37 protein-coding genes are annotated in these 23,783 nt (G+C 57.9%); 22 read left to right on the top strand and 15 right to left on the bottom strand.

Annotated elements, in window-relative coordinates; translation table 11 throughout:
- Positions 1 to 33 precede the first annotated feature (33 nt).
- The 15 genes from M1B34_RS31895 to M1B34_RS33800 all read right to left on the bottom strand — a co-directional run bounded on the left by M1B34_RS31895 (position 34) and on the right by M1B34_RS33800 (position 8,483).
- Positions 34 to 345: a hypothetical protein gene (locus M1B34_RS31895; protein ID WP_268267233.1), complete on the bottom strand. Its 312-nt coding sequence runs from the start codon at positions 343 to 345 to the stop codon at positions 34 to 36.
- A 69-nt stretch (positions 346 to 414) separates the two neighbouring features.
- Positions 415 to 942, bottom strand: a complete 528-nt coding sequence (locus M1B34_RS31890) for a hypothetical protein (protein ID WP_268267232.1) — start codon at positions 940 to 942, stop codon at positions 415 to 417.
- Positions 943 to 949: 7 nt separating this feature from the next.
- On the bottom strand, positions 950 to 1,447 hold the full coding sequence (locus tag M1B34_RS31885) for a siphovirus Gp157 family protein (RefSeq protein WP_268267231.1): 498 nt from the start codon (positions 1,445 to 1,447) through the stop codon (positions 950 to 952).
- The gene (locus M1B34_RS31880; RefSeq protein WP_268267230.1) at positions 1,444 to 2,187 is read right to left on the bottom strand and encodes a hypothetical protein; all 744 of its coding nucleotides are present in this window, start codon (positions 2,185 to 2,187) and stop codon (positions 1,444 to 1,446) included. Before M1B34_RS31880 ends, M1B34_RS31885 begins: the two co-directional genes overlap by 4 nt.
- 42 nt (positions 2,188 to 2,229) lie before the next feature.
- On the bottom strand, positions 2,230 to 2,550 hold the full coding sequence (locus tag M1B34_RS31875) for a hypothetical protein (protein WP_268267229.1): 321 nt from the start codon (positions 2,548 to 2,550) through the stop codon (positions 2,230 to 2,232).
- Positions 2,551 to 2,709: 159 nt separating this feature from the next.
- The gene (locus M1B34_RS31870; protein WP_268267228.1) at positions 2,710 to 3,081 is read right to left on the bottom strand and encodes a hypothetical protein; all 372 of its coding nucleotides are present in this window, start codon (positions 3,079 to 3,081) and stop codon (positions 2,710 to 2,712) included.
- Entirely contained in the window at positions 3,078 to 3,215 is a 138-nt protein-coding gene (locus M1B34_RS31865; protein ID WP_268267227.1) for a hypothetical protein, read from the bottom strand. Before M1B34_RS31865 ends, M1B34_RS31870 begins: the two co-directional genes overlap by 4 nt.
- Positions 3,212 to 3,397, bottom strand: coding sequence for a hypothetical protein (locus M1B34_RS31860; protein ID WP_268267226.1), 186 nt, complete (start codon positions 3,395 to 3,397; stop codon positions 3,212 to 3,214). Before M1B34_RS31860 ends, M1B34_RS31865 begins: the two co-directional genes overlap by 4 nt.
- The gene (locus tag M1B34_RS31855; RefSeq protein WP_268267225.1) at positions 3,394 to 3,831 is read right to left on the bottom strand and encodes a hypothetical protein; all 438 of its coding nucleotides are present in this window, start codon (positions 3,829 to 3,831) and stop codon (positions 3,394 to 3,396) included. Before M1B34_RS31855 ends, M1B34_RS31860 begins: the two co-directional genes overlap by 4 nt.
- A 24-nt stretch (positions 3,832 to 3,855) precedes the next feature.
- The gene (locus M1B34_RS31850; RefSeq protein ID WP_268267224.1) at positions 3,856 to 4,044 is read right to left on the bottom strand and encodes a hypothetical protein; all 189 of its coding nucleotides are present in this window, start codon (positions 4,042 to 4,044) and stop codon (positions 3,856 to 3,858) included.
- A 21-nt stretch (positions 4,045 to 4,065) separates the two neighbouring features.
- On the bottom strand, positions 4,066 to 4,383 hold the full coding sequence (locus M1B34_RS31845; protein ID WP_268267223.1) for a hypothetical protein: 318 nt from the start codon (positions 4,381 to 4,383) through the stop codon (positions 4,066 to 4,068).
- Between the two features lie 167 nt (positions 4,384 to 4,550).
- A complete protein-coding gene (locus tag M1B34_RS31840) occupies positions 4,551 to 4,694 on the bottom strand; it encodes a hypothetical protein (RefSeq protein ID WP_268267222.1) in 144 nt (47 codons plus the stop codon).
- A gap of 115 nt (positions 4,695 to 4,809) precedes the next feature.
- Positions 4,810 to 5,298 carry an Lcl C-terminal domain-containing protein gene (locus M1B34_RS31835; protein WP_268267221.1) on the bottom strand — a complete coding sequence of 163 codons (489 nt, stop codon included), beginning with the start codon at positions 5,296 to 5,298 and terminating at the stop codon, positions 4,810 to 4,812.
- Between the two features lie 1,448 nt (positions 5,299 to 6,746).
- Positions 6,747 to 7,580, bottom strand: coding sequence for an FkbM family methyltransferase (locus M1B34_RS31830; protein ID WP_268267220.1), 834 nt, complete (start codon positions 7,578 to 7,580; stop codon positions 6,747 to 6,749).
- Positions 7,581 to 7,745: 165 nt separating this feature from the next.
- Entirely contained in the window at positions 7,746 to 8,483 is a 738-nt protein-coding gene (locus tag M1B34_RS33800; RefSeq protein ID WP_279653530.1) for a S24 family peptidase, read from the bottom strand.
- Between the two features lie 114 nt (positions 8,484 to 8,597).
- On the opposite strand from M1B34_RS33800, the gene M1B34_RS31820 reads away from it, so the two are divergent.
- The 22 genes from M1B34_RS31820 to M1B34_RS31715 all read left to right on the top strand — a co-directional run bounded on the left by M1B34_RS31820 (position 8,598) and on the right by M1B34_RS31715 (position 23,676).
- Positions 8,598 to 8,834, top strand: a complete 237-nt coding sequence (locus tag M1B34_RS31820; RefSeq protein WP_268267219.1) for a hypothetical protein — start codon at positions 8,598 to 8,600, stop codon at positions 8,832 to 8,834.
- A 30-nt stretch (positions 8,835 to 8,864) separates the two neighbouring features.
- Entirely contained in the window at positions 8,865 to 9,065 is a 201-nt protein-coding gene (locus M1B34_RS31815) for a hypothetical protein (RefSeq protein ID WP_095111155.1), read from the top strand.
- 19 nt (positions 9,066 to 9,084) lie between these two features.
- Positions 9,085 to 9,300: a hypothetical protein gene (locus M1B34_RS31810; RefSeq protein ID WP_268267218.1), complete on the top strand. Its 216-nt coding sequence runs from the start codon at positions 9,085 to 9,087 to the stop codon at positions 9,298 to 9,300.
- A gap of 84 nt (positions 9,301 to 9,384) precedes the next feature.
- Entirely contained in the window at positions 9,385 to 10,194 is an 810-nt protein-coding gene (locus M1B34_RS31805; RefSeq protein WP_268267217.1) for a Rha family transcriptional regulator, read from the top strand.
- Positions 10,194 to 11,132 carry a hypothetical protein gene (locus M1B34_RS31800; RefSeq protein ID WP_268267216.1) on the top strand — a complete coding sequence of 313 codons (939 nt, stop codon included), beginning with the start codon at positions 10,194 to 10,196 and terminating at the stop codon, positions 11,130 to 11,132. The genes M1B34_RS31805 and M1B34_RS31800 overlap by 1 nt, the downstream gene beginning before the upstream one ends.
- Positions 11,107 to 11,883 carry a hypothetical protein gene (locus M1B34_RS31795; protein ID WP_268267215.1) on the top strand — a complete coding sequence of 259 codons (777 nt, stop codon included), beginning with the start codon at positions 11,107 to 11,109 and terminating at the stop codon, positions 11,881 to 11,883. Before M1B34_RS31800 ends, M1B34_RS31795 begins: the two co-directional genes overlap by 26 nt.
- The gene (locus tag M1B34_RS31790) at positions 11,880 to 12,227 is read left to right on the top strand and encodes a hypothetical protein (protein ID WP_268267214.1); all 348 of its coding nucleotides are present in this window, start codon (positions 11,880 to 11,882) and stop codon (positions 12,225 to 12,227) included. The genes M1B34_RS31795 and M1B34_RS31790 overlap by 4 nt, the downstream gene beginning before the upstream one ends.
- Positions 12,224 to 12,694 (top strand): hypothetical protein, encoded by a 471-nt coding sequence (locus tag M1B34_RS31785; protein ID WP_025856078.1) that lies wholly within the window; start codon positions 12,224 to 12,226, stop codon positions 12,692 to 12,694. The genes M1B34_RS31790 and M1B34_RS31785 overlap by 4 nt, the downstream gene beginning before the upstream one ends.
- Positions 12,691 to 13,002: a hypothetical protein gene (locus M1B34_RS31780; RefSeq protein ID WP_268267213.1), complete on the top strand. Its 312-nt coding sequence runs from the start codon at positions 12,691 to 12,693 to the stop codon at positions 13,000 to 13,002. Before M1B34_RS31785 ends, M1B34_RS31780 begins: the two co-directional genes overlap by 4 nt.
- Complete coding sequence (locus M1B34_RS31775; protein WP_268267212.1) at positions 12,999 to 13,604, top strand: recombination protein NinG; 606 nt, start codon at positions 12,999 to 13,001, stop codon at positions 13,602 to 13,604. The genes M1B34_RS31780 and M1B34_RS31775 overlap by 4 nt, the downstream gene beginning before the upstream one ends.
- Positions 13,601 to 14,182 (top strand): hypothetical protein, encoded by a 582-nt coding sequence (locus M1B34_RS31770; protein WP_268267211.1) that lies wholly within the window; start codon positions 13,601 to 13,603, stop codon positions 14,180 to 14,182. The genes M1B34_RS31775 and M1B34_RS31770 overlap by 4 nt, the downstream gene beginning before the upstream one ends.
- A gap of 271 nt (positions 14,183 to 14,453) precedes the next feature.
- Positions 14,454 to 14,792 carry an MFS transporter gene (locus M1B34_RS31765; RefSeq protein ID WP_268267210.1) on the top strand — a complete coding sequence of 113 codons (339 nt, stop codon included), beginning with the start codon at positions 14,454 to 14,456 and terminating at the stop codon, positions 14,790 to 14,792.
- Positions 14,789 to 15,133 (top strand): hypothetical protein, encoded by a 345-nt coding sequence (locus M1B34_RS31760; RefSeq protein WP_268267209.1) that lies wholly within the window; start codon positions 14,789 to 14,791, stop codon positions 15,131 to 15,133. The genes M1B34_RS31765 and M1B34_RS31760 overlap by 4 nt, the downstream gene beginning before the upstream one ends.
- A 48-nt stretch (positions 15,134 to 15,181) precedes the next feature.
- Positions 15,182 to 15,805, top strand: coding sequence for a putative metallopeptidase (locus tag M1B34_RS31755; RefSeq protein WP_268267208.1), 624 nt, complete (start codon positions 15,182 to 15,184; stop codon positions 15,803 to 15,805).
- A gap of 31 nt (positions 15,806 to 15,836) precedes the next feature.
- The gene (locus M1B34_RS31750) at positions 15,837 to 16,310 is read left to right on the top strand and encodes a DUF2280 domain-containing protein (RefSeq protein WP_268267207.1); all 474 of its coding nucleotides are present in this window, start codon (positions 15,837 to 15,839) and stop codon (positions 16,308 to 16,310) included.
- Positions 16,310 to 17,860: a phage terminase large subunit gene (gene terL / locus M1B34_RS31745; protein ID WP_268267206.1), complete on the top strand. Its 1,551-nt coding sequence runs from the start codon at positions 16,310 to 16,312 to the stop codon at positions 17,858 to 17,860. Before M1B34_RS31750 ends, terL begins: the two co-directional genes overlap by 1 nt.
- A 16-nt stretch (positions 17,861 to 17,876) precedes the next feature.
- Positions 17,877 to 19,739, top strand: a complete 1,863-nt coding sequence (locus M1B34_RS31740; RefSeq protein ID WP_268267205.1) for a phage portal protein — start codon at positions 17,877 to 17,879, stop codon at positions 19,737 to 19,739.
- A gap of 3 nt (positions 19,740 to 19,742) precedes the next feature.
- Entirely contained in the window at positions 19,743 to 20,558 is an 816-nt protein-coding gene (locus M1B34_RS31735) for a phage head morphogenesis protein (protein WP_268267204.1), read from the top strand.
- A gap of 25 nt (positions 20,559 to 20,583) precedes the next feature.
- Positions 20,584 to 21,744: a DUF2213 domain-containing protein gene (locus M1B34_RS31730; RefSeq protein ID WP_268267203.1), complete on the top strand. Its 1,161-nt coding sequence runs from the start codon at positions 20,584 to 20,586 to the stop codon at positions 21,742 to 21,744.
- A 2-nt stretch (positions 21,745 to 21,746) separates the two neighbouring features.
- Complete coding sequence (locus M1B34_RS31725) at positions 21,747 to 22,241, top strand: structural cement protein Gp24 (RefSeq protein ID WP_268267202.1); 495 nt, start codon at positions 21,747 to 21,749, stop codon at positions 22,239 to 22,241.
- Positions 22,242 to 22,246: 5 nt separating this feature from the next.
- Complete coding sequence (locus M1B34_RS31720) at positions 22,247 to 23,278, top strand: DUF2184 domain-containing protein (protein ID WP_268267201.1); 1,032 nt, start codon at positions 22,247 to 22,249, stop codon at positions 23,276 to 23,278.
- A gap of 11 nt (positions 23,279 to 23,289) precedes the next feature.
- Positions 23,290 to 23,676 (top strand): hypothetical protein, encoded by a 387-nt coding sequence (locus tag M1B34_RS31715; RefSeq protein WP_268267200.1) that lies wholly within the window; start codon positions 23,290 to 23,292, stop codon positions 23,674 to 23,676.
- The last annotated feature ends 107 nt before the right edge of the window (positions 23,677 to 23,783 follow it).

The following is a 23,783-nucleotide window of genomic DNA, read 5'->3' as shown; positions in this document are numbered from 1 at the left end:
CCCTCCGTGATCGGATGCAGCGAGTAGGGTGAGTTATTCGTCGTGGCAGATGCGGAGGGCTTCGCGGTTGTAGGCGAGTTGCAGTTTTGCCGACACGTTTTCGCTGATGCTTATTTCGTGTCGTGGAGGCGTGAAGAATGGTGCTGACCCGCCCGGGCCAAGAGCATGGAGATGATGCAATGCCAGGGTCATGGCCTCGCCCTGTTCCTCGATGCTGTGCCAGGCCATCAAGTCAGCTAAGACTTGGCGGGTTCCGGCCATGGTGTGGAGTCGCAATTCTTCCTCGCCGCGAGTCTTTCGCCTCGCCGCAGTCTTTGCTGAGCGTTCTTTCGGGGCGGCAGCCATGGGTTACCTCTATTCCGCTGGCGGGTAGGTCCAGCCAGGTTTGGCGTTTGCGTTGCTGAGGGCGCTTTTTCATCGGAAGGCTGGCTTCAACTTTGGGTAGTCGATGCCGTAGTCATCGATGAGGCGATAGAGGAGGCTGTAACTGATCCCGACCGAGAGGCAGCACTGCTGGCGGTTGATTCCTTTGGCGATGCATTCCTTTATCTGAATCACCAGTAGCGCATCCAGATCAGGGTCAGCTTTGTTTGGGGGGCAGCTGTTTTTCCCCCGGATCAAGAACTTGATCCCGTTCCTACTGGCGATACCCTTGAGTACGCCGAGCGAAATATCTTCCTGAATGCATATTTCTCTCCGGGTCATGGTCTTGGCTGACTCTCGGATGCGGGCTACCTGCTGGCTTGTTTCGGCCCTCACCGTAGACCGCTGGAAGTTTGGCGGCTGGCAGCGCTCTTTCGGTGGCTTTTTGACTTGAATGACGCGCTCGGGGATTTGAATCTTGCCGCCGGCTGCAAGGAACAAAGCGGTTTGATCTGCGATTTCGTTCGACACTGGCCGGTGCTGTTCGACCAAGCTGAGGTTGTTGCTGACGTAGGTCATGATGGCCTCACTTGATGCTGATCGAGCTTTTGCCGATCTCGGAATGGGCGCCTGGGACTTCCTGGCCATCCTTCAAAGCCTTGGCGATGGCCGCCTTGTCCGGTGCGCTGGTTACTTTGACGTTTACGAATTCATCAGGGATGGCTTTTTCATCGTCGATGACCACGATGGGCTTACCCTTGCCGCAGGTGATGGTGAACAGCGGGTGGGTGATCTTGGTGATACCTGCTGCATCCATGTTGGTGCGCAGATATTCCTTGAGGCTTTCCTTGCGGTTGGAGATCAACCGCTTGCGCTCGGTGAGGCGGTCAATCTGCGACTGGATTGCTTCAAGGTCGCCGTCGAGGTTCAGCGTCACCATGGCAATGGCCTTGCCCTTTTCCTGGAACTCGCCTTCGATCCCTTCCATGGTGTCGCGCAGGGCGACAGCCAGGTCTTCGTCGGCGGTCTCGGCCAGGGCGGCCAGCTCTTTGAATTGCTCGGTGATGGTGTACAGGGCTGTCATGCTGCTGACTCCTGATCGAATTTAGGTGAAAGATCGTTCAGCTCTTTGTTGATGCGCTGAACTGCGCCGTTGTCCTTGCGCGCCGCCAGGATGCGTACGGCGTGATCGTGGATCTTCTTGAGTTCCTGAGCCGACTTGGCGCCCTGCATGGTCTCGACGACCGACTTGATGTAGTCCAGGCGTTCCTGTTTCTGCCGGGCCTCTTCGGTGACCTTGTCTTCTGCCTTGGTGATGGCGACCTCATCGCGTACCGCATCGACGTACGCTGCGTCGTCGAACAGGCCCATGTGGATGTCAGCAGCGAAGCCGAGTGGTTGCAGGCACTTGCCGATGGCGTCAGTAAGCGATTTCTTGGCAGCCTCCCAGTCGGTCATGATCTTTCCTTGCTGGAAGTACACAAACGGCGTGTGGCCGTAGTGCTGGATCGTGCATTTCTGTCCATCCTTACCCAAGTACCACAGCTCAATTTTCAGCGTGTGCAGCTTGGCGTTGATGCGAGGCGCATCCGGCCATTCCTTGGTGGGGGCCTGGAGCGGGCCGCCTTCGTCGAAGCGGTCTTCCAGCACCACCCAGCCCCAGCCCTCGCCACAAGGGCCGAAAACCTCGGTTGCTTTGTGCATCAGGTAGGTAGGCTTGATGGCGGTGCCTTTGAAGCCGCCCATACCGGTGAAGTTCTTCGTTGCGCTTGGATCGGTTACATCGACCTGATCCCAAATACGAGTGTTCGCATTCGTAGACATGAGTTCTCTCCGCGCCACCGGAGAGGGGCGCTGTGAAGGGGGTTATTGGGTGGCTTTGGCGATGGTTTGTTCGAAGCGAGCAGCAAGCCCTGCGTTCACCTCGGCTTTCTCTGTGCTTTCGGCAGTGCCCTTTGCGCGGTGCAGGGCCTCGTAATGGCGCAGTGTCCCAGCGGCGACAATCAGATCGGCCAGAAGGCCTGGAGCCTGGGCGATCAGCTTGGCGTCAGCCTCTTCGTAGACCCAATCGACGACCTGCTCTTGGTCTTCGTTGAAGTCGATTGCGAAAGCGCGCTGACCTGGCACATTCTTGTGCGTAACTTCGCGGACGGTCCACGGTGCAGGGGTATGCTTTTGTTCGGACATGGGTATTCCTTGCCGCGATGCTCGCAGCGATTGAAGGTGTGGGTTATTGAGTGATTCGATCAGCGATTGCCGGGGCGAGTAGGGTGATGGTGATGAAGAGCAGGCCGGTGATGGCAGAGGCCCAGCGGATGGCGCGCCGCCGGTGCTGCTGGCGAGTGGTCATGGCCAGGGCCTCAACTGCTGCAACACCAGCTCATGCAGCGCTTTTCCGTTGCGGCTGATGCGCTGGCCGCGGAGCTGCCATTTTTTCGTGCTTGGCCAGCAGTCGATCATTCGGCCATCAGGAAGAGTCAGCACTACGTGGAATCCGTTGTTGTGCTTCTTGTGGGCAATGCCTGTCCGGGACAGCCAGCCATCAAAGCGCTGCATGGCCTCGGCCTTCATGCGCTTCTTGTGGCCCTCTGGATTCGGCTCGCTGCCTTCACCTCCACAATTGCGGCAGCAGCGCGGGTAACCCACGTCCTCGCCGATGAATTCGCAACAGCTCAAGCAGTGGCTGCCGTCTTCGATATTGTCTTCGTAGAAGCTCACATCGCCACCCGGCAAGTCCAGCGGCCCGCACACTTGCAAGGCTGCTCGATCCATTTCACGTCTACCAGAAACAAGAAACCCTGATTTCTCAGGGCTTCGGCGATACCTTTGAATGATCCGGCGATGATGGTCATGCCGCCTCCTTGCGCACGATCTTGTTCAGCCGAGCGCAGTAATGGTCGAATTCCTTGAGGGTGATCGCTTGGTCTACGAGAAACCGGGCGATCATGCCTTGAACGATCAGGGCCTCATCCGGCGTGCTCGCCGCGTGCATGAGGCTTTCAAGTGCTTTGTCGATCAGGATGTGAGCGCTCATAGGTCGCCATCCACGTCGTCTTCTGCTGCTTCCCGCTCTGCTGCTGCGCCGTCTTTGGCGTATTGCCTGAGCAGGTCCATGGCGATCTTCTCGACTGCTTCAACTGGCCGGCTTTCACCGAGCAAAGCCTGCGCGTGGCCGCGGGCTTCGCTCTCGCATCCGCTGATGGAGGACAGAAGCAGGCGAGCAAAGGAGTCTCGCTCGTCCAAGCCGTCGATCTGGCGCTGGTTGAGATGGCCCTGCAGGTAGGTGCAGAAGGTGTCGAACGTCACCGTGCGCTTTTGCCCGTAGCGCCGCTTCCAGGTGATGTCCATGCCGGACACCAGGTAGGTGGCTGATTGTTCCAGCCAGTCCCGTTCCGGGCCGTCATCGCTCACATCCGGAGGCAGCATGGCGTCATACCGGGCTTGGCATATCTGCATTGCAGTGTTCATGGTCGCCTCCAGGGTGGCGGGCAATTAATATTCGTAGTCGGCGTAGTCGGCGACGCCAGAAGCGTTGTGGTTCTCTTCGCCGCAAACCCGGCACTCCAAATAACTGCAGTCGAAAGTCCCGTTGATCACGCGCGGGTCTCCGCTCCAGTCCCTAACGAACTTCCAGTCGTGGTCGACTTCGCCGTCGACGACTTCGCATTGCTTGTCGCTCATGGCGACCTCCAGTGTTTGGGGTTAGGCGGAACGGGCGGCTGTATGCGCCGACCGGCTTGGAATCCTGCAAATAAGTCCGAACTCCTCGCCGATTTCGATTACTTCGCGGAACGGAAGCCCGTCATCAGCGAGCAAGCCTTCATGCTCCACGTCGAACTTCCAGATCAAATCCATGAGGCTGTCGCAGCCCATGCAGGTCTTGACTGCGTAGAAATCGCCATCCCACTTCCCGGCAATGTTGATGTAGCGCTCGCCAGGGTTGATGGTGCGGCGGCAGCATTCGCAGTTGTGCGGGCTCCGCGCCTTGACGATGTTTTTGCTTTGGAATGAATCGCTCATGACTCTCTCCATTCGTTGGTTCACCTGTATTCGTTCAACACTCATGTCTCCCGCTGGTTGCCGATGGGCGCGGGGGGAGGAGTGCTGACGGGTAGAGGCGGAATAAAGAAAGGCCGGTTGGACGTCCGGCCTTTCAGATGCAGTGGTTTGAGTTTTGGGCGGGACCGTCAGCGCCAGAACGCCGAGAGCCCCTGTCGAGAACCCCAGCGCTCACGATGGAAGCGCAAGGGATCGGTTGGCAGGCCGTCATCAGGTGGCGGTTCTGGCCGCGCATGGCTGAGCGCTGCGCCGATCAGGAACAGTAGGAGCATGTGATTCTCCAGTTGAAGGTGCAGGTGGCCGGCACTGCCCGGCGTGTTTCAGGCCTGGCCGCTCGTACCTGAGCAGCCCCGCGAATCACCTGCGAAAAACTAATGAAGAAATGAATTACTGAAGGAATCTGCGGACGGGGCGGACGAGGAGCTCGAGGTGCTTGACGCCGTAGTACTGATAGCCATCATCGAAGTGCATGTAGAAAGCGTAGTAGGCGGAGCGCTGCGTCGAAGACAGGTAGTACCACTCTTCGCTGAACGACTCAGGCGCGAACTGCCAAGCGTGATGCAGCTCGCCAATGGATGGCAGATAGAAGTCGTTGTGTCCGCCGGCGGTGTATGCGGCTGCTGCGACTGCGGCGGGATGCTTTCCGTCACGCCCCAGCAGGATCTGCGTGTTCGTGAGCCCATCAGTTCTGCTCGTAGCCTCTACGCTCACACCGTAATCGCCGTACTCGTAACGGCTTGGCAAGTCCTGATCTGCGTAGATGACATGGCACAGACCTTCCGGGTACTGGCGAAGGCCGCCGTAAATTCCGCCCTGGCCTGGCCATACAGCGCCAATTTCAGGGATGGTGATTGGTGCTTTCTCTGCTGCTTGCATGGGTTATTCCTCGTCGGGGATGGTTTCTGCATCAGGGTGTGATCTGCCCAGGAATCGAACCTGGAAGACTTACGCGTTCGGCTACCGTGCGACCGTCACCTTGCGCTGCATATCTGTGGCGATACCGGCCTTCATACCGTCGAACCGATCCACAAATCACACTCCGATGCAGCCTGGTGCTGGGGAGTACCAGGGCCTCGGGCAGTTAACGACAGGCTGTCGTGGCTCAGGTCCATGCATTCCGTTTCAAGCGCTGCCAATAACAGCTACGCAGGCTGCAGCGGGGCCTGGCCCTCTTTCAGCATCAAGCCTCGCTCAATGCAGAACTGGATCTCAGCGTCGTAACCAGCTCGGCTCAGAACTTGCTGACCGTTCTGGTCGTAGATCGCTCGGTGGTGGCCGGCGCCGCTCTTGCGTGGCGTCCTCTCCACCGTGTATCCGTGGCGCTGGAAGCAGCCGTTGGGACTGTTTGGGTTCGGCATCATCTTGCCCTCGGTTGATTTCCCGTCAGGTCCTCTTGCGAAGGCCTGCCAGTGAAAGCTTCACTCCGGCACCCTGATCGGCTGCTGGTCGATGATCGTGATTGATCCCCGATCAGTTACCGCGACCCTGGCCGTCAAGCCTGGGTGGAGCTCAGCAAGCCGTGGGTGCGACTTAAAGTCAGTGACTCGGCCCATGCGATCGCCAAGGCCGAGGTAGATCACGTCGCCTATTTCAATTTCACTGCCGCGTTTCGTTGGCATTTCCGTATCTCCGGTTGTCATCCCAAGCAGCCCTCGCGAGAAGGCTGCTCAGTGATGCTTTCCAGTTGAACCCGTGCAAAATTTGCACTAGTTCGTTTCTCCACCACGCGCATCGCCCGATTCATATCTCTGGCCGGCGTCACACATTTCGTGGACGGTGTTCTTCGCCGGCTGGCTTGCGTGGTTTCGCGTACTCACATCTGGTGAGCACGGCCAGTTCCAGAGCTGGCATGGAGATCGAATTTATTGCTCGCGCTGTACCCATTCCTGGGGATCGATCTGCGAGGTTCCCGTGCTGTTAAAGAGCGGCGGGTCTCTTGAGGCCCTTCGCAGGGGCTGAACCGCTGCGATGGGGTAAATTTATCCCTGCGATAAATTTTCGTCAATATCAAAATGATAAATTTCTGAAAATTAATGATGGCCCGTTTATCTGAGGTGTCAGACACGCACAAAAAAACCCGCTCGGTGGCGGGCTTTTCTGCAATCAAGGTGGGGGTATGGCATGGCAAATCAGATGTTGTTTTGGCGGTGGTCGTCGCGCGAAGGATGAGGCGAGAGAGAGGGAGGGGGCAGCTAAAGGCGCAAGGAATTAAGTCAGTTTTTAGAATCCTTTCTGATCAGCTGGCAATCCGACAGCTATCTAAGGTATGCCTAGGAAAGCTAGCACCACAGAGGCCGGCAGAAAGCCGCCATAATGACGCGATATTATTTATTTTTTATATAAAGAAAATCTGCATTACCATCAGTGCAAACAAGTCTGTATCCGCTACTTGTTAGTAATGAGTGGATTTCAGAAATTCTTGCGAATCCTTTTTTTGAAGGGCAGTTCAATTCGTCAAATTCAACCAGGATTTGACTTGGCTTGAAACCTTCAGAAATGCACTGAGTTAACACCTCAATTTCGGCCCCCTCAATATCAAGCTTCAAAAGTGAAACATCGCTTGAGTTTATGCCGGTTTCACGAATAAGCCCCGAGAGAGTCACCGCTTCAACCTCTATAAAGTCAGTATCTTTTCTATAGTTATTTTGAAAGTTTATTATCGAGTGTGAAACATGGCTGTGGTCGGGAGGGGAGAAAAATTTCAACTTTTCTGATTTGTTCCACAGAGCCTTTGTCACTAATGTTAGCTGAGATTTGTTTATATTTGATAGGTCGTACGCCTCGACTGGTTGAGTTCCAGAATTTACGTATTGCGCAGACCGTGACCTACCTATGTTTTTCTTTATTTCTTCAAAGTGGGAAATGGCACGCGGGGTGGGGTCAACCACTATAACCCTAGCTGCATATTTTGCAGCAAACTCTATGTCGAAAGACGCGTCCTCGCCAAGGCCTGCGCTAATAATTAAAGAATTCTTTAAGCTCCCATCGTCTAAAAAATTCCAGCCACCATATGAAGTGCCAAGCCTAACCAAATTCAACCCTCGCTCATTTTTTATGTCTTGCAAGGGGTGGCGAGGCATGCCTTTAATATTTCTATAAATTCGGCGCATCAGTTTATATGCCTGCGTGTCGCCAAATATGTTCTTGATTGCGCCCATAGATACTTCCTCCGTGAATGGCATGACATTGTCAGTTGTCTATGCCGGCGTAAATGGTTAACTTGTATTTAATTTAGTTGTGCTAGACCGTAAACCGATTTGTTCGTAGCCATCTACATGATTTAAATTATTTTTTGCGACGCTGGCAATCCTGGCTTGTTAGTTTTAAAAAAATGAAGCCGCCCAGAACACACGACCAACAATGCTAATATCTTCTGATAGCATTTCCTCATATGTATAATCTTCATCATCATATTCGTCACGATTAAAGCTACGCAATCTAATCCCGCCCCTTGCAAGGCGATATAGCTGCTTTACTCGGACATGACCAGAGTGATTAATTGCATACATTTTGCCATCAACTATCTCTGAAACCTTTGTTTTCGTACAATCAACGGCTACAGTACTGCCATTTTGCAGTACGGGCTCCATAGAGTTTCCAGAAACGAGAACGCACACTGCTTGATCTGGCTGCACGCCCATTGATCTTATGGTGTATTTGCCAAACCGTAACTTCCGTGTCCCGCTAACCTGTACCACTGTCTTTCCATCCCCAGCAGACAGCTCAACCTCTTTCAGGAAGGGCAATTCAATCTCATCATCATCAAGTGGCGTTTCATCACTCCACTCATCTATACCGTGAGACACGATCTCAGCGTTTGTCTTTTCATGACCGCGCCTTCCGTCGCTGTGATGCAGATGATCCATCCAGCCTCTTGGCAGCCCTGCCGCCTCTTCCACGCGCCGAGCAAGATCATCCCCCAGGTTTCGCTTAGGATTTTTAGAGATTATCAGGCTGATAACTGATGGCGCCGTATCACACAAGGCTGCGAAATGTGCTTGCGTTTCGTACCGAGCAACGACAGCTCGAAGGTTTTCTCTGCGAATTGTATTGATATCCATTGGCTAAGCATGCTCGGTTTTATCTCCCTGATAAATAATCGATGAGATCAATATTTCCTTGCCTTGAAATTATCATTGAGATAAATTCGATTTATCTTCAAGAAGGGCAAAAATATGAAAACTCCTGTTCCTGATATGCAGAGCTGGTTAGCGCGCGCTAGCCATGCCGAGCGCCAGCGCGTTGCCGATGAATCGGGAATTTCTATTGGCTACCTATGGCTCATTGCCGGCGGCCATAGAAAGCCATCAGAGCGTGTGGCCGAAAAAATCCATCGAGCTACCTCAGGACAGGTTTCGGCGCTCTCCTTCTTTCCAAAACTCGCAGCAATTGTTGCTGAAACAGCCGCTTAACCACTCCATCAGCCACAAGGAAACCCAAGCATGTACATGGATCCCAACCAAAAGCGCGCCATCCCGGTGAAGGTTCGTTTCGAACCAGTGCTTGATCGGATTCTGCGCAAGGCAGCGACCAAGACTCGCATGCAGCACGCGACCTACCTCTACGAAATCATCGAGTGGGCGGTAGCTAACGGGGTGATCGACGAGCTCATGCAGGACAAACAAGAAGATATCGCGGGGTGAAGCCCCTTTGGAGGGCCGAATGACCGTAATTCTCGAAAAGCTTCCGCCTGCGCACAGACAGGAGATTCAGCGGTTGATGAACAACAACGGCTGGAGCCTTGAGCGGGCACTGAACGAAATGGTGGAGGCGTCCATAGCGGCAGGTGCGCTTTCAGTAGTGGGGAAGCGGAAGGCAAAAGTTCTTCAGCTTGTAGTGACCCCCAAAAGGGCCTCTGGCAGGGACTCTTCAGGGTAACCGAGAGGGCCTCTGCCGAACGCCAGGCACAAAAAAGCCGGGATTGCGCCCCGGCTAATTCGATACCACTTGATGGGGACGATTATGCATACCCAAACCGATTCAATCAACACCCAGTCAAATGTCGCGACACGTTTTGCAGAGTCCGAAAACGTGTCGCGGACTATGTCGTCTCGCGAGATCGCCGACTTGGTTGGCTCTCGGCATGACAAGGTCAAGCAGTCTATCGAGCGCCTGGCCGCTCGCATCGACAGCAATGGAAATCCCGTGATTGCTCTTCCCCCAATGGGGGAATACCTCGATAGCCTTGGTCGGAAGGCTTCCGAGTACATGATCTGTAAGCGAGACAGCTTCGTCGTTGTCGCACAGCTCAGCCCTGAGTTCACCGCTGCGCTTGTAGACCGCTGGCAGGAGCTGGAAGCCCAAGCTGCCAAGCCACAACAGCTCACTACGATCGAGATCCTGCAGATCGCCATGGAGTCTGAAAAGGCCCGGTTGATGCTCATCGCCCAGGTTGAGCAGCAGGCCACGAAGATTCACTCCTTGGAAAACCTGTTCAAGGAAGGAATGACCCACACCCAGTTCTGCAAGGGCCTCAATGGGGTCAACGTCATGCAGGTGGGCAAATACCTAGAAGGCCGGAGCTGGCTCTACAACGAGAGCAAGTCGGGCTTGCGCCTGCGTGTGGCGTCTTACGCGCGCGACAAGTACATGACCGAGCATCAGCACGAAGTTACCCCTCATGGCCGCGAGCCTTTCATCTCCTTCACGCCAGTCCTGCTTAAGAAGGGCGCTGTACGCCTGTACGACCTGTACCTGGCCGGCGAGCTGCCCATGAAAAAGACCTGGGACGGCCTGTTCACCCACGACAAAGCATTCAAGGGGGCCGCGTGATGGCTCGTTCCAGAAACATCAAACCCGGGTTCTTCTCGAACGAACACCTGGCAGAGGTGGATTTTGCCACCCGCTTGCTCTTCATTGGAATGTGGACCGAGGCCGATCGGGAAGGGCGCCTTGAGGATCGCCCGCGTCGTCTGAAAATGGCTCTGTTCCCGGCGGACAACGTGGACATCGATGCGATGCTGTACAGCCTCCATGATTTGGAGTTTATCGACCGCTATAGCGTTGATGGTCGCAACTACATCCAAGTGGTGAATTGGGCCAAGCATCAGAACCCGCACCTCAAGGAAGCAAAGAGCGTCATCCCTGGAAAGCCCGTTGTAGAGCCTTGCCAGGTAAAGACTGGTGCTAGCACCATGCAAGCACCAGACAAGAACAGTTCTTTCCAGGCTGATTACCTCTCTCTTGATTCCGGATTCCTGATTCCTGATTCCCTCTCTCTTGATCTTCCGATCGAAGATCAAAAACCCTTGCCAGTCGCTGAAGCTCCGGCTGCGCCGACGAACATTCAGGTTCTGAAACCAAAAGCCACACGGCAGAAGACCGACGCCCAGATCGCCAATACCAACACGTGGGATGCCTACACGATTGCCTACCTAGAGCGATATGGGGTTGAGCCTGTTCGGAACGCGAAGGTGAGCTCCCAGGTAGCCCAGCTTGTTAAGCGCCTAGGGGCTGAAGAGGCACCGCAGGTGGCGATGTTCTACGTGGCTATCAACGATTCGTTTTTCATCCGCGCTTCGCACGAGTTCGGATTGCTGGTGGCGCGTGCAGAGGGGATTCGAACTCAGTGGCTCACAGGGCGCCAGGTGAACGCCGTGACCGCCCGCCAGATGGAGAACACGCAGGCGAACATCAGCGCCGCCCAGGAAGCTAGCCGCAGCATTCTGGAAGGGGGTGAGAGCAATGCTTTCCTACGCCGAAATCGCTGAGTTGAGTATGGCCATCTGCGCCACCGCTGAAACGCTCGGGCAAACGTTGAGCGCTCCTGCCGCAAAGCTGATGGCCGAGGATCTTGCCGAGCACCCAATGGACGCCATTGCCAATGCGCTTTGGTCATGCCGTCGCGAGCTGACTGGAAAGCTGACCCTGGCTTCCATCCTTCAGCGTGTGCAAGCCGCCGACGGGCGTCCTGGCAAGGATGAGGCTTGGGCTATCGCCATGACCACGAACGATGAGTTCGAGACTGTGGTGCTGACCGATGAAATCCAGTTGGCCCTCGCCGCTGCTAAGCCTGTGCTCGACGCTGGCGACAAGATTGGCGCCCGTATGGCGTTCATCAGCGCGTATGAGCGGTTTGTCGGCCAAGCCCGAGAGGACGCTAAGCCTGTGAGCTGGCACGTCTCTGTCGGCTTTGACGCCAACCGCCGCATCCAGGCCGTAACCAAAGCCGTGGAATTGAAGCGCATCCCCCGCGAACACGGCCAGAAGTACTTGGCTGACTTGAGCGTTGAGCCGATCACCGAAGACGGCCGTGCTATCGCTGGCTTGCTCACGGGAACTGTCGCCCGGCCCGCTCCGGCACTTCGGGAAAAGCTGCTGTTGGTCAAGTCTTCGATGCTGGAGATGCGCGCAGCAAGCGCTGAAAAAAAAGACGAGATGCGCATTGAGGCAGCAAACGAGCTGGCGGATCGCCGGGCGCTGCTTATCAGGCAGGCCAAGGAATTGGAGTCACGAGCATGACCATCGACAAACAGAAACTCCAGTCCCTGCTTTGGAGCGAGGTCGCCGCCTGGAAGGCTGACTGCGGGGAGTGGAAGCAGAGCACTGAGGCGCTGGGTGAATTCCTCGGTGAGAAGACCGTGGAGGAAGTGGCGCTGGAGTTGTTGGCCGAGAACGCTCAACTCAAAAATCAGGAAATTGAGTTGAAGGCTGAGGTCGAAGCTCTGCGTGACGATGCAGAGCGGTACCGCGGCGTTCGCCGTGTAGCCAATCAGCAGGGCTATAGCGACGAGCAGTTTGACCAGCAGACCGACACCAGGGTTGCGCGCTTCGACGACGACATGGGCAAAGGAGAGCAGCCATGACCGACAAGATCAGCGTCAACTGCCGCTCCATGCTCACCGAGGCCATCACCCGAATGTCCAAGATGTTCGAAGACAAGCACTTCGTGGTGGTGAGCCTTCGCCCGGGCAAGGATCGCACCCTGGACCAAAACCGATTGTGGTTCGCGATGTACAAGCGCATCGCAGAGATGACCCAGATCGGTGACGCCGCCGACGCCCGCCAGTACTGCAAGTTGCACATTGGCGTGCAGATCCTGCTGAACGAGGACGCGGGGTTTCAGGCCGAGTGGTACCGAGTGATGCGTCACCTCCCGTACGAAACGAAGCTGGCCATGATGGGGGAGTGCAAGCTCTTCGGACCGGACGGCTTCCCGGTGACCAGCCTTTTCAATCGGGCCCAGGGCATCGCCTACACCGACCGCATCGTCGCGCGCTTTGCTCCGCAGGGCGTGTACTTCTCTGACCTGCTTAGCCAGGAGGCCGCATGATTACTTGGTTCGATGTGATCGTTTACGCAATCGGCTGGGTTGTGCTGATAAGGCTGGCATGGGCAATCGGCAAAGCGATTCCTAGGATCGCTATCGCAGTCGGTCGCGCATCCAGTGTTTGCCGATGGACGAAAGCGATCATCCGCACGCACAGCCTTGATGGTCGCGCGGGCTTGTCATGGATTCCACTGTTCTTCTGGACGTTCATCGGCGGTTTCAGCAATTCGACCGACAAGTTGTATCACAAGCACGGAGTTTGGTCGGACATTGGCGACTGGACGGTATTTCCTGCCAAGGAGGCTGTATGACCATCGAACGGAAGCCGGCCAAGCCGAAGAAATGCCGCGTTGCTACGTGTAGGGCCTCATTCGTCCCTTCGCGTATGGGGCAGGCGGTGTGCAGTCCGGCCTGCGCAATGATCGACGCACCACGCCACCAGGAAAAGGCACGCAAGTCGCTTGCTCAGGTGGAACGATCCGAGATCAAGGTCCGTAAGGAGAAGCTGAAGAGCAGGGCGGACCACATACGCGAGGCCCAGGCCGCAGTGAACGAGTACGTGCGCCTGCGTGATGCGCACCTGCCGTGCATCAGCTGCGACTCAACGCCGAACGACAACGACCTCATGACCGGCAGCCGGTGGGACGCTGGGCACTACCGATCCGTCGGTGCCTGCCCAGAGCTGCGCTTCGAGCCGCTAAACATCCACCGCCAGTGTGTGAAGTGCAACCGCAACCTTTCCGGCAACGCCGTGGAGTACCGCATTCGTCTGGTGCAGCGCATCGGTGCGGAGAAGGTGGCCTGGCTGGAAGGGCTACACCCGGCCTGCAAGTACACCGTGGATGAGATCAAGGCCATCAAGGCCGAGTACCGGGCAAAGACCAAAGAGCTGAAGAAGGGGGAGGCAGCATGAAGATCAACTCAGCGCGCCAAGCGTGGCATGACTGCAAGTACAACCCGGCCCCCGGCCAGACCTCCGATGTAGTGCAGTTGGGCGTGGTGGTGCAGAACACCGAGCGCGGGCCCACTGCCAACCACGCAGTGCACGGCGCCCTGGCTGGTCATATCCAGTCAGCAATCGCACGGCTGCATCCGCAGATCCGCGTGTTCGGCGACTTCATGTACGCCGCGCACCAGGACGACGACATTCGCGAGGCGGCGGAAGAGGTCGTGTTTCTGATGGTGGTGGGCAAGTCGCCAAGGATGACGGCAGCCAAGCGGGAGAAGCTGGAGTATGTCGTGAAGGGCGTCATGCGCCGGTACCGTCATATGCATCAGGGCGGCCAGTCGGCCAACGAAGACCCGCTGGCCAATGCCGAAAAGTTTCGGGCTTGGCTGTGGCAGGTGTTCGAGGTACGACTGGAGTCGTGCAACTGGGAGCGGGATTGGGGTGGCGTGCTGCAGCTGATCTTTGAGTGTTGCGAAGATCTGGACCGACGCGCACTGAGCCCTGTTGCAGCGGTAATTTACGAAATGCGCGAGGCCGCATGAGGGCCTATTGCGTTCCCGTGCGGCTGGTGGCATTATCTCGCCACTGTTAGAGTTTTGCCTTCGGCAACTTGCTCGCTGATCCAAGAAAGCCCGGCCAAGTGCCGGGCTTTTTGTTGCTAGCGATTTCCCCAAGCCCTCAGAGCCTCTGACTTGTCACGCTGATGAGGGACCTATTCAGGGCCTCGACATTGATCGGGGCCTTTTCGTTTCGGGCTATGCCCAGGCCGACGCAGGCCTTTTTTCTTCAATCATGCCCCACGGAGTAGAGCGCATGGAGTACTTGCAGCGCCTGCTCGACAAGATCGACAGGTTTGAATTGCTGATTGCAGGCCTGGTTGGTGCCGTGGTTGCCAGTTGGTGGCATAAGGACGACTTGGCGGACTGGCGTGCCTGGATGATCTTTCTGGTCACTGGGGTGGCTTGCTCGCTGTACCTGACGGGCATGGTCAGCACCTACTTGGGTGTGACAGAGCCCAACATCGTCGCCGGCGTTGGTTTCCTGCTGGGCACGTTCGGCGGGTCGCTCCTGGCGGCCATTAACCGAGCCATCAAAGCCGCTGACCTCTGGGCGCTTATTCGCCAGAGGTTCGGGGGAGGCAATCCACCATGAATCTTGAACTGATCAACTCCATCGCCTGCGGCCTGATCGCCTTGTGGGCGACCTGGTGCGTACTGAGCGGGAAGGTGAGAGACGGAATTCTGGGCAAGCTGATTTATTCGGCGATCGCCATCAGCGGGTTTGTCGTGATGGCGCGCAGTCAGAACATCTTCTTCGGTCCGAGCTCGGCCGGCCTGACGCTGCATGTGTCCCTGGCCCTGGCCGGCGCCCGCCACATCTTCATGGTCACGTACTGGAAGCCTGTGAAGGCCTGGCTCTGCCGTACGTTGAATTGCGAGCACTGCATGGGCTGCCCGAAAGCGCCCGAAGGTGTCGATCGGCGCAAGCAGTAATTCGCGCCACGATTTGGCGCATTCGAAAACGTGGCGCGGAGAAAAGGTATGGATAGGCCATATCCCCCGACGTCATTGCTTGAGCTTTCCGAGCTATCCGACTTCGGAATCCGCCTGACGCCCGCTCCTGAAGTATGGGAATGGCTCCAGGCCGAGATCCTCGCCGACACCGGCAGCATTCACAACGAAGACCATGCCCACTTACTGGATGCAGACATCCGGATCATGTGGGCGTCGTCGAGCTTCGCCAAGCAGGGCCGCACAGTCCTGGGCCAGGCTGAGCAGGTAGCGTTCCGCTCCGGCGGCTGGCAGAAAGCCCGGATGGAGCAACAGATGCGTGACTGGTTCGGCGATGTGCCGGCCTTCGTCATCACTCTGGCTGCCGACTACTGCGCCGAATGCAGCGACACCGATTTCTGTGCGCTGGTTGAGCATGAGCTGTACCACATTGCTCAGGCGACAGATCAGTACGGCGCACCCAAGTTCACCCAAGATGGCCTGCCCAAGCTCGAGATGCGCGGACACGATGTCGAGGAGTTCGTCGGTGTGGTTCGACGCTACGGTGCAAGCCCTGACGTTCAGGTGCTGGTGGATGCTGCAAACAAGCCCGCCGAGGTGGGTAAATTGAATATATCGAGGGCCTGCGGAACCTGCCTGCTCAAGCTGGCCTGATTTTGGACAGGCATAAGACAGGTGGAAATCTATGGCAGTCCTTCAAAACGAAGTGAAGGCCTTTATTGTGCAGGCGTTGGCTTGCTTCGATACGCCGTCACAAGTGGCTGAGTTGGTCCAAAAGGAATTCGGGCTGACCATTACGCGGCAGAAGGTTGAATCGCACGACCCCACGAAGATCTCCGGCAAGTTCCTGGCTAAGCGCTGGGTGACCTTGTTCGAGGATACCCGCAAGCGTTTCCGTGACGACACAGCAGATATCCCGATCGCGAACCGGGCATTCAGGCTGAGAGCCCTTGGCCGGATGGCTGAGCGCGCAGAGAACATGAAGAACATTGCGCTCGCTGCTCAGCTGCTGGAGCAGGCCGCCAAAGAAACCGGTGGCACCTACACCAACAAGCAGCAGGTAGATCTCAGTTCGACAGACGGGACGATGACTCCCACAAAGGACCGCCCGATTGACGCCGAGCTGGTTAAAGCCCTGGTAGACAAGCTGGTGGACTGATGGCTATCAAACCGATCGAGTGGGATGCGCTGAGCCATGCTGAGCGCTCCGCCCTGGTCGCAGCGGGCGAGCACAGCCCTCTGGCCTTTACCAGCTTGTGGTTCAACATCACCCAGGGCGACAGCTTCAGAACGAACTGGCACCACCACTACTTCGACTATGCCGCCCGCCAGATGCTTGCCGGTGACGCGCAGAACGTCGTCGTGAACATCCCGCCAGGCGGCACCAAGACCGAGTTCTGGTCCGTGCACCTGCCGGTGTACACGATGGTGAAGCACCGCCGGGTGCGCATCCTGAACACCAGCTATTCCAAGAGCCTGGTAGACGAGAACAGCGAGCGCAGCCGCTCCCTGGTCAAGTCGACCGAGTTCCGCGAGTTCTATCCCTTCGAGATCGAGAAGGACAAGGTTGACGACTGGACACTGGCTCGGGACGGGAAGCGTATCCACCAGCTGTTCAGCCGCTCAAGTGGCGGCCAGATCACGGGCGTCCGTGGCGGATACATGGGTGACGGCTACACCGGCCACATCCAGGCGGATGACTGGGACAAGATCGACGACCTCTTCAGCGAGGCGAAGCGCCGGAAGTCGCATACGCGGCTGGTTAACACCCTGCGCAGCCGCAAGGCGCACAGCGGCACGCCGTTCGTGGCTATCCAGCAGCGTGGACACGTCGACGACTCGACGGCGTTCCTGTTGTCGGGTGGCATGGGCCTGAAGATCGATCTGCACATCAAGATCCCGGCCCTGGTCAATCAGGAATACATCGACTCACTGCCTGACGGCATCCGCGAACGCTGCATCAAGAGCGTGTGCGGGTCTGAGCAGGTAGACGGCTACTGGTCGTACTGGCCGGCCAAGGAAAGCGTTCACGACCTGATCGCGCTCCGCACGGCTCACCCGTACACGTTCAGCAGCCAGTACATGCAAGACCCCGACACGCTGGACGGCGGGATCTTCTCGGCTGATGACTTCCAGTACTACGGCGACGTGGATGCTGGTGCCGATCTGCCGCTGCCAGAGAAGTTCGACTACCGCTTCATCACTGCCGACACCGCCCAGAAGACCAATACCTGGAACGACTGGACGGTTTTCGCGGAGTGGGGCGTGGCCGAGGGCCGCATCTACCGGCTGAGCATGAAACGCGGGCGGATGGACGCCAAGACGCTCCGTCGCGAGTTTGAGGCGTTCGTGAAAGGCGCCTGGGCCAAGAACGGGAAGGCCAACGGCGTCCTGCGCCGGGTCTATGTCGAGGACAAATCGAGCGGTACCGGCCTGATCCAGGAGATGGAAAAGCGCTTGCCGCTCAAGGTGACTCCAGTACCTCGGGACCGCGACAAGCTGACCCGCGCACTGGATGTGCAAGGCTTCCACGCCGCCAAGCTGGTCTGCCTGCCCTACGACGACAGCCAAAACTACGAGTTCGTGTGTGAGGTCGCATCCTTCACAGCCGACGACAGCCACAAGTACGACGACCAGACAGACGTGATGATCGACGCCTTGTCCGAGGTTTACATCAAGGGCAAGCGATCGATCCGCGACCTCCTATAACCAATTCGGTGACCTCATGAGCAAGAAGGGCTTAGTGCCAGCAGACAAAAAGCTGGGCAAAGCCCTTGTTCGGGCCGCTCAGAAGCACGAGGCGCAGATCAAGTCGTCGAGTGACGGCCTGGTGAACGTCGTGTCCGGCCTGGGCACGCAGAAGGCCAAGCGCTCACACAACCAGTTCCAGTACGGGTTCCTGAACGACTTCCAGCAGCTGGACGCGGCATATCAGACCAGCTGGCTCGCCCGCGCGATCGTGGACTACCCGGCCGAGGACATGACCCGCGAGTGGCGCACCCTCAAGTGCGACGATGCGGACGTGATCCGGGCCGAGGAAGACCGCCTGCAACTGCCGGCCATGGTGAGCGAGGCAACCAGCTGGGCGCGCTTATACGGTGGTGCTGGCATCCTCATGCTGACCAACCAGGACCTGACCAAGCCGCTCAAGCCGGAGAAGATCAAGAAGGGCGACCTGTACCGCCTGTTGGTCATCGACCGCTTCGACATGACGGCGATGGACCTGAACCAAACCAACATCCTGGCCGCGAACTACCTGCAGCCGGAGTTTTACACCATTGCCGCCGGCGCCCAGATGATCCACTGGACGCACTTTGCCCGGTTCGCCGGTGCCAAGCTGCCACGCCGCCAGCGAGCACAAACACAGGGTTGGGGTGACTCAGAGCTGCGCAAGTGCCTAGACGACGTGATGGATATGGTCGCCAGTAAAGACGGCATCGCCGAGCTGATGCAAGAAGCGAACGTCGACATCATCAAGCGTGTCGGCCTCTCGGATGAGCTGGCCAGCGATCAGGATGACGCCATCACGGCGCGCTACGCCCTGTTCAGCATGATGAAGTCCTCGATCAACCTGGCGCTGCTGGATGACGAAGAGACCTACGACCGCAAGACCCTGGACCTGTCCGGGGTGGCGCCGGTTCTTGACCTGCTCATGACATGGATCGCCGGCGCCGCTGGCATCCCGGTAACGCGCCTGTTCGGCGAGTCGGCCAAGGGCCTGGGCAACGATGGCCAAGGCGACGACACCAACTACTACAACCACCTTTCCTCGCGGCGCCTGACCCAGATCGACCCCGGCCTTCGCCAGCTCGATGAGGTGATGGTGCGCTCGGCCACGGGCCACTGGCTCGACGACTTCAACTACGTCTGGAACCCGTTCAAGCAGCCTGATGCGGTGCAGATCGCTGCTGCGAACAAGGCCAAGGCCGAGACCGACATGCTCTACAAGGACGGCGGGGTTGTGACCACCAGCCAGATTCAGCGGCGCCTGCAGGCCGAAGAGCTCTACCAGTTCGACGACGAGAAGATCGAAGCTCTGGAGGCTGATGAGGACCTGACCATGTTCAACGACCCGGTGGATGACGAACCAGATGCTGACAAGAAGTCGACCTCTGACGCCGCCCCAGCGCCGCTGTATGTGTTCAGGCCAGTATTGAACGCTGACGATCTGATCAATTGGGCCAAGGCGCAAGGCTTCACGCAGACCCTGCCAGCAGATGATTTGCATGTGACCGTGGCGTTCAGCAAGTCGCCTGTTGATTGGATGAAGGCCGGAGAGGCGTATAGCTCGCGTGATGATGGTGGTGTGACTGTTCGCCCTGGTGGCCCTCGCATGATTGAGCAATTCGGTGAGGGCGCTGTAGTTCTGGCGTTTAACAGTTCTGACTTGTCGTGGCGCCACATGTCGCTGCGGGAGATCGGTGCTTCGTGGGATTACCCGGAATACCAGCCGCACATAACCATCACCTACAACTCGGGTGATGTGGATGTGAGCAAGGTCGAGCCATACCGCGGGCAGATCGTTCTCGGGCCCGAAGTGTTCAAGCCGATCAAGCAGAACTGGAAGGCGGATGTCAGCGAGGAGTAATCCATGGACATGATCGGCATCCAGTACAACGCCAAGCTGCAGCGGCTAGTGAAGCAGGTCAGGGAGTCGATCAACAAGGAGCTTCTGCCGCTGGTTCGCCAGTTGGCGCCGGAGTACACGCAGGACGCGGTGGTCACAACTGACGCCTGGTCTGACCTGATCCTCAACGCCATGTCCACGCTGGTGAGCCGCTGGTCGTCACCGACGGTACAGGCCGCCGGCGCACGCATCGCTGGAGAGTTCGTTCAATCGTCGCTCAAGAAGTCCGAGCGCGACCTGAAGAAGTCGGCCGGCATCGACGTGTACAGCGGCAACAGCGCAATGCAGGACTACCTGAAGGCCTCGGCCCAGCAGAACGCCCAGCTGATCAAGTCAATCCCCGCCAAGTATCTGGAAGAGGTGCAGACGCTGGTAATGGCGAACATGCGTTCCGGCATGCGGCTTGGCTACATCGAGAAGGCGTTGCAGGAGCAGTTCGGCGTGACCCAGCGCCGCGCCAAGATGATCGCCCGCGACCAGACATCGAAGATCAATGGCGAGCTGGCTGAGAAGCAGCAGAAGGGCGCCGGCTTCGAGTACTTCCAGTGGATTGACTCCGACGACAGCCGTGTGCGGCACCGCCACTCGGAGATAGCCAACAAGGTCACCGCCTACGGCAAAGGGATCTACCGCTGGGACGACCTGCCGCTGAGTTCTGACGGAAAGCCGATCAAACCCGGCTCCGACTATCAATGCCGATGCATCGCACGCCCAGTAAGCGCTCGCGAGGTCAAGGCCAACCAAGACGCAGGCCGCACAGCGCCGGGCGTCTACCGCTAATTCATCCAATCCGCGAGGCCGCAACATGAAGTGCACGGTTTTCGACCGGGCTGGGTATCGCATCACCCAGCGAGAGTACACGGACGAGGGGTTCCTCAAGGTGCCAGCCAGGGTGGCTCGCACCGGGATTCAGGAATACCTGGCCAGAGAGCTTGGGCTCGACGGTGACCCAAGCCGCATTGTTCGCGTGTATCGGCCGCCCGAAGAAGTTTTCTCGCCCGATTCGCTGAGCACCTACGACTCCAGCGACATCACCAACGATCACCCGAAAGAGCTTGTCACTGCGCTGACCTACAAAGGCGTGGCGGTTGGTGTGGTGCGTGGGCCTGGGCGCCCAGATGGTGACTTTGTGGCCGCCGACCTGATCGTCAAGGACCAGAAGACCATAACCGACATCAATGCCGGTAAGTGCGAGGTCTCCGCCGGCTACACCGCAATTTACGACCATGCGCCGGGCGTAACCGAAGACGGCCAGGCGTACGAATACATCCAGCGTGAAATCCGGATCAACCACGTTGCGATCGTTGACCGAGCAAGGGCGGGCGCCAATGCCCGCGTTTTTGACCACAACCCAGGAGGCAACACAATGCCTGTACTTATCACCACCGATAGCGGGCGCAGCGTTGATGTTGCTGATCCTGCGAACGCCCAAGTGGTCGCCGACTCGTTCGACCGATTGCTGAAGCGTGCCACCGATGCGGAAACCAAGGCTGATAAGGCCCAGGCAACCGCCGACAAAGCCGCCGAAGACCTGGCCGAGGCCCGCAAGGCGTCGAGCGACGAGGCGATCAACGCTCGCGTCGTCCTGATCGGCAGCACCCAGGCCCTGGCCCGCAAGGTCGCCGGCGACGGCTTCACCTGCGACAGCCTGGACGTGATCGAGATCAAGCGCGCAGCACTGGCCGTTGCCCTGCCGAAGCGTGATTGGTCGGACAAGTCCGCCGGCTACGTTGAAGCCGCCTTCGATGCCGAGTCCGAAAAGGATGATGACGAAGACGACGACAAGGACGAGAACGGCAACAAGAAGCCGAAGATGCCCACCGGTGACGCCGCGACTCTCCTGGCTCAATTGGCCCAGCTGGCCAAGGACGGCGCCACCACCAAAACCACTGCCGATGCCGCGCCAACCCCGTACCAGGCCCACAAGCAAAGCTTGTCCGGCGCCCACAAACAGAAAGGAGCCTAACCATGCCAGTTCAAGGTGGTAACGCAATCAACCACGGCGTCGCGTACGCGGGCATGGTCGCTGATGGCGAAGTGTCCAACGGCGTCTCCAAGGTCAACAAAGGCACCACGAACATCGCCTACGGCCTGGGCGTCGTAAGTGACGGTGACGACGGCGCCAAGCTGCCTGTCGCTGCATCGACCGCGCTCCAGTTTGTCGGCGTAGTGCGCCGCGAACTGAACCGTGCCTACACCCAGACTGATGTCTTCGGGGCGGTCGCCAAGCGCGACATGACTGTAGAGACCATGGCGCCTATCTGGGTGACCGCTCGCGTAGCAGTCGCCAAGGACGATCCGGTCTACCTGGTTGTCGGCGACGGTACCGGCACCAACCAGGGCCAGTTCTCCAACGTGGTCGGAGCGGCCGCCACTCTGGCAGTCCTGATCCCGAACGCCAAATGGGTCAGCTCCGCCGGTGCCGGTGCGCTGGCTAAAATTTCTCTCAAGGTCGGGGGCTAATCGACATGACCCAGCTCAAAAAAATCGTCGTAGCCATCGATGCAGCTATCGCGCACCAGATCGGCCGCGATGCGTACCAAGTGACCTTCAACGATGGTCTTCCGACCCTCGACGATGGCCTGGCGTTCTACATCAGCCAGTTGGCGAGCCTGGAATCTCGTATCTACGAGGCCAAGTACGCCGCAATCAACTACATGGAGTTGATCCCGGTTGAAACCTCCCTGCCTGAATGGGTGGATAGCTGGGACTACACAAGCTACGACGGCGTGACCATGGGCAAATTCATCGGCGCCAGCGCTGATGACCTGCCGGATGTAACGCTGAACGCGAACAAGTCTTCTGTGCCTATCGGCTACGCCGGTAACAAGTACAGCTACAGCCTGGACGAACTGCGCAAGTCGCAGGCCCTGCGCATCCCGCTGGACAGCTCCAAGGGGCGCCTGGCCTTCCGTGGCGCACAGGAGCATACACAGCGCGTGGCCTACTTCGGTGACGCCGCTCGCGGCATGACCGGCCTGTTCAACAACGCTAACTTGGCGCTGTCCAACTCGACGCTTAACTGGTACGACCCGGCAACCACCGGCGCCCAGATCGCGGCAGACCTGAATCAGATTCTGATTGATGGCTACATCAACTCGGCGACTGTTCATGTGTTCGACACGCTCGTTCTCGACGCTGCTCGGTTCGCAAAAATCGCAAGCATGCCGATGTCCATCCAGTTCCCGGAAAAAACTGTTCTCAAGTATTTCCTGGAAAACAACCAGTACACCGCGCTGACGGGTCGGGCTCCGGTTGTTAAGAGCCGCCTGCAACTTTCTGCTGCTCAACTGGCTGCTGGTGGCGTGTCCAACGGCAACAAAGATCGGATCCTGGCCTACGAGCTGAACGACGAAAACCTGGCTATGCAGGTGCCTATCCCGTGGCGCTCCCTGGCGCCGCAGATGCATAACCTCAAGGTTAACGTGCCGTGTGAGTACAAAATCAGCGGGACCGAGTTCCGCTACCCGTTCTCCGGCGCGTACCGCGACCAGTTCTAACCAGCCGATCCATGGCCGCCTCCGCTATGCCCGGGGCGGCGGCCAATGACTCCGGGCGAGGATTCGACATGTTCCTGAAGAACGAAGCAGCACGACTGATCACCATCAATCACCTAGTGGATGGTGCGCAAACCAGCTACCCGATCCTGCCTGGTGAAAACCCGGCGGTCGAAGTGCCGGACGAGGTGGCCAAGATCGATTTCGTCAAGGCTCTACTGAAGAACGGCGACCTGCGCCGCGTTGGCGCTGATGAGCTGGAAAGCGATGGCGATGACGAAGGCGGCGACGACATCGAAGCTCTGCGTGAACAGGCAGGCCGAGCCGGCGTAAAGGTCAACAAGACCTGGGGTAAAGCCCGGCTGCTGGAAGAAATCGCCAAGGCCGCCAAGGCCGAGTAACGCCCGGGCGCCTGGCGCCCACCCATTCATAGCGAGGTTGACGACATGAGCATAAAGGCGGCTGTTGACGGTGAAGTGGCAGTTATCACTGGCCCCGGATTTGAGTT

The organism is Pseudomonas morbosilactucae (assembly GCF_023241715.1).
GTDB lineage: Bacteria > Pseudomonadota > Gammaproteobacteria > Pseudomonadales > Pseudomonadaceae > Aquipseudomonas > Aquipseudomonas morbosilactucae.
This window is presented reverse-complemented; position numbering and strand designations above follow the sequence as displayed.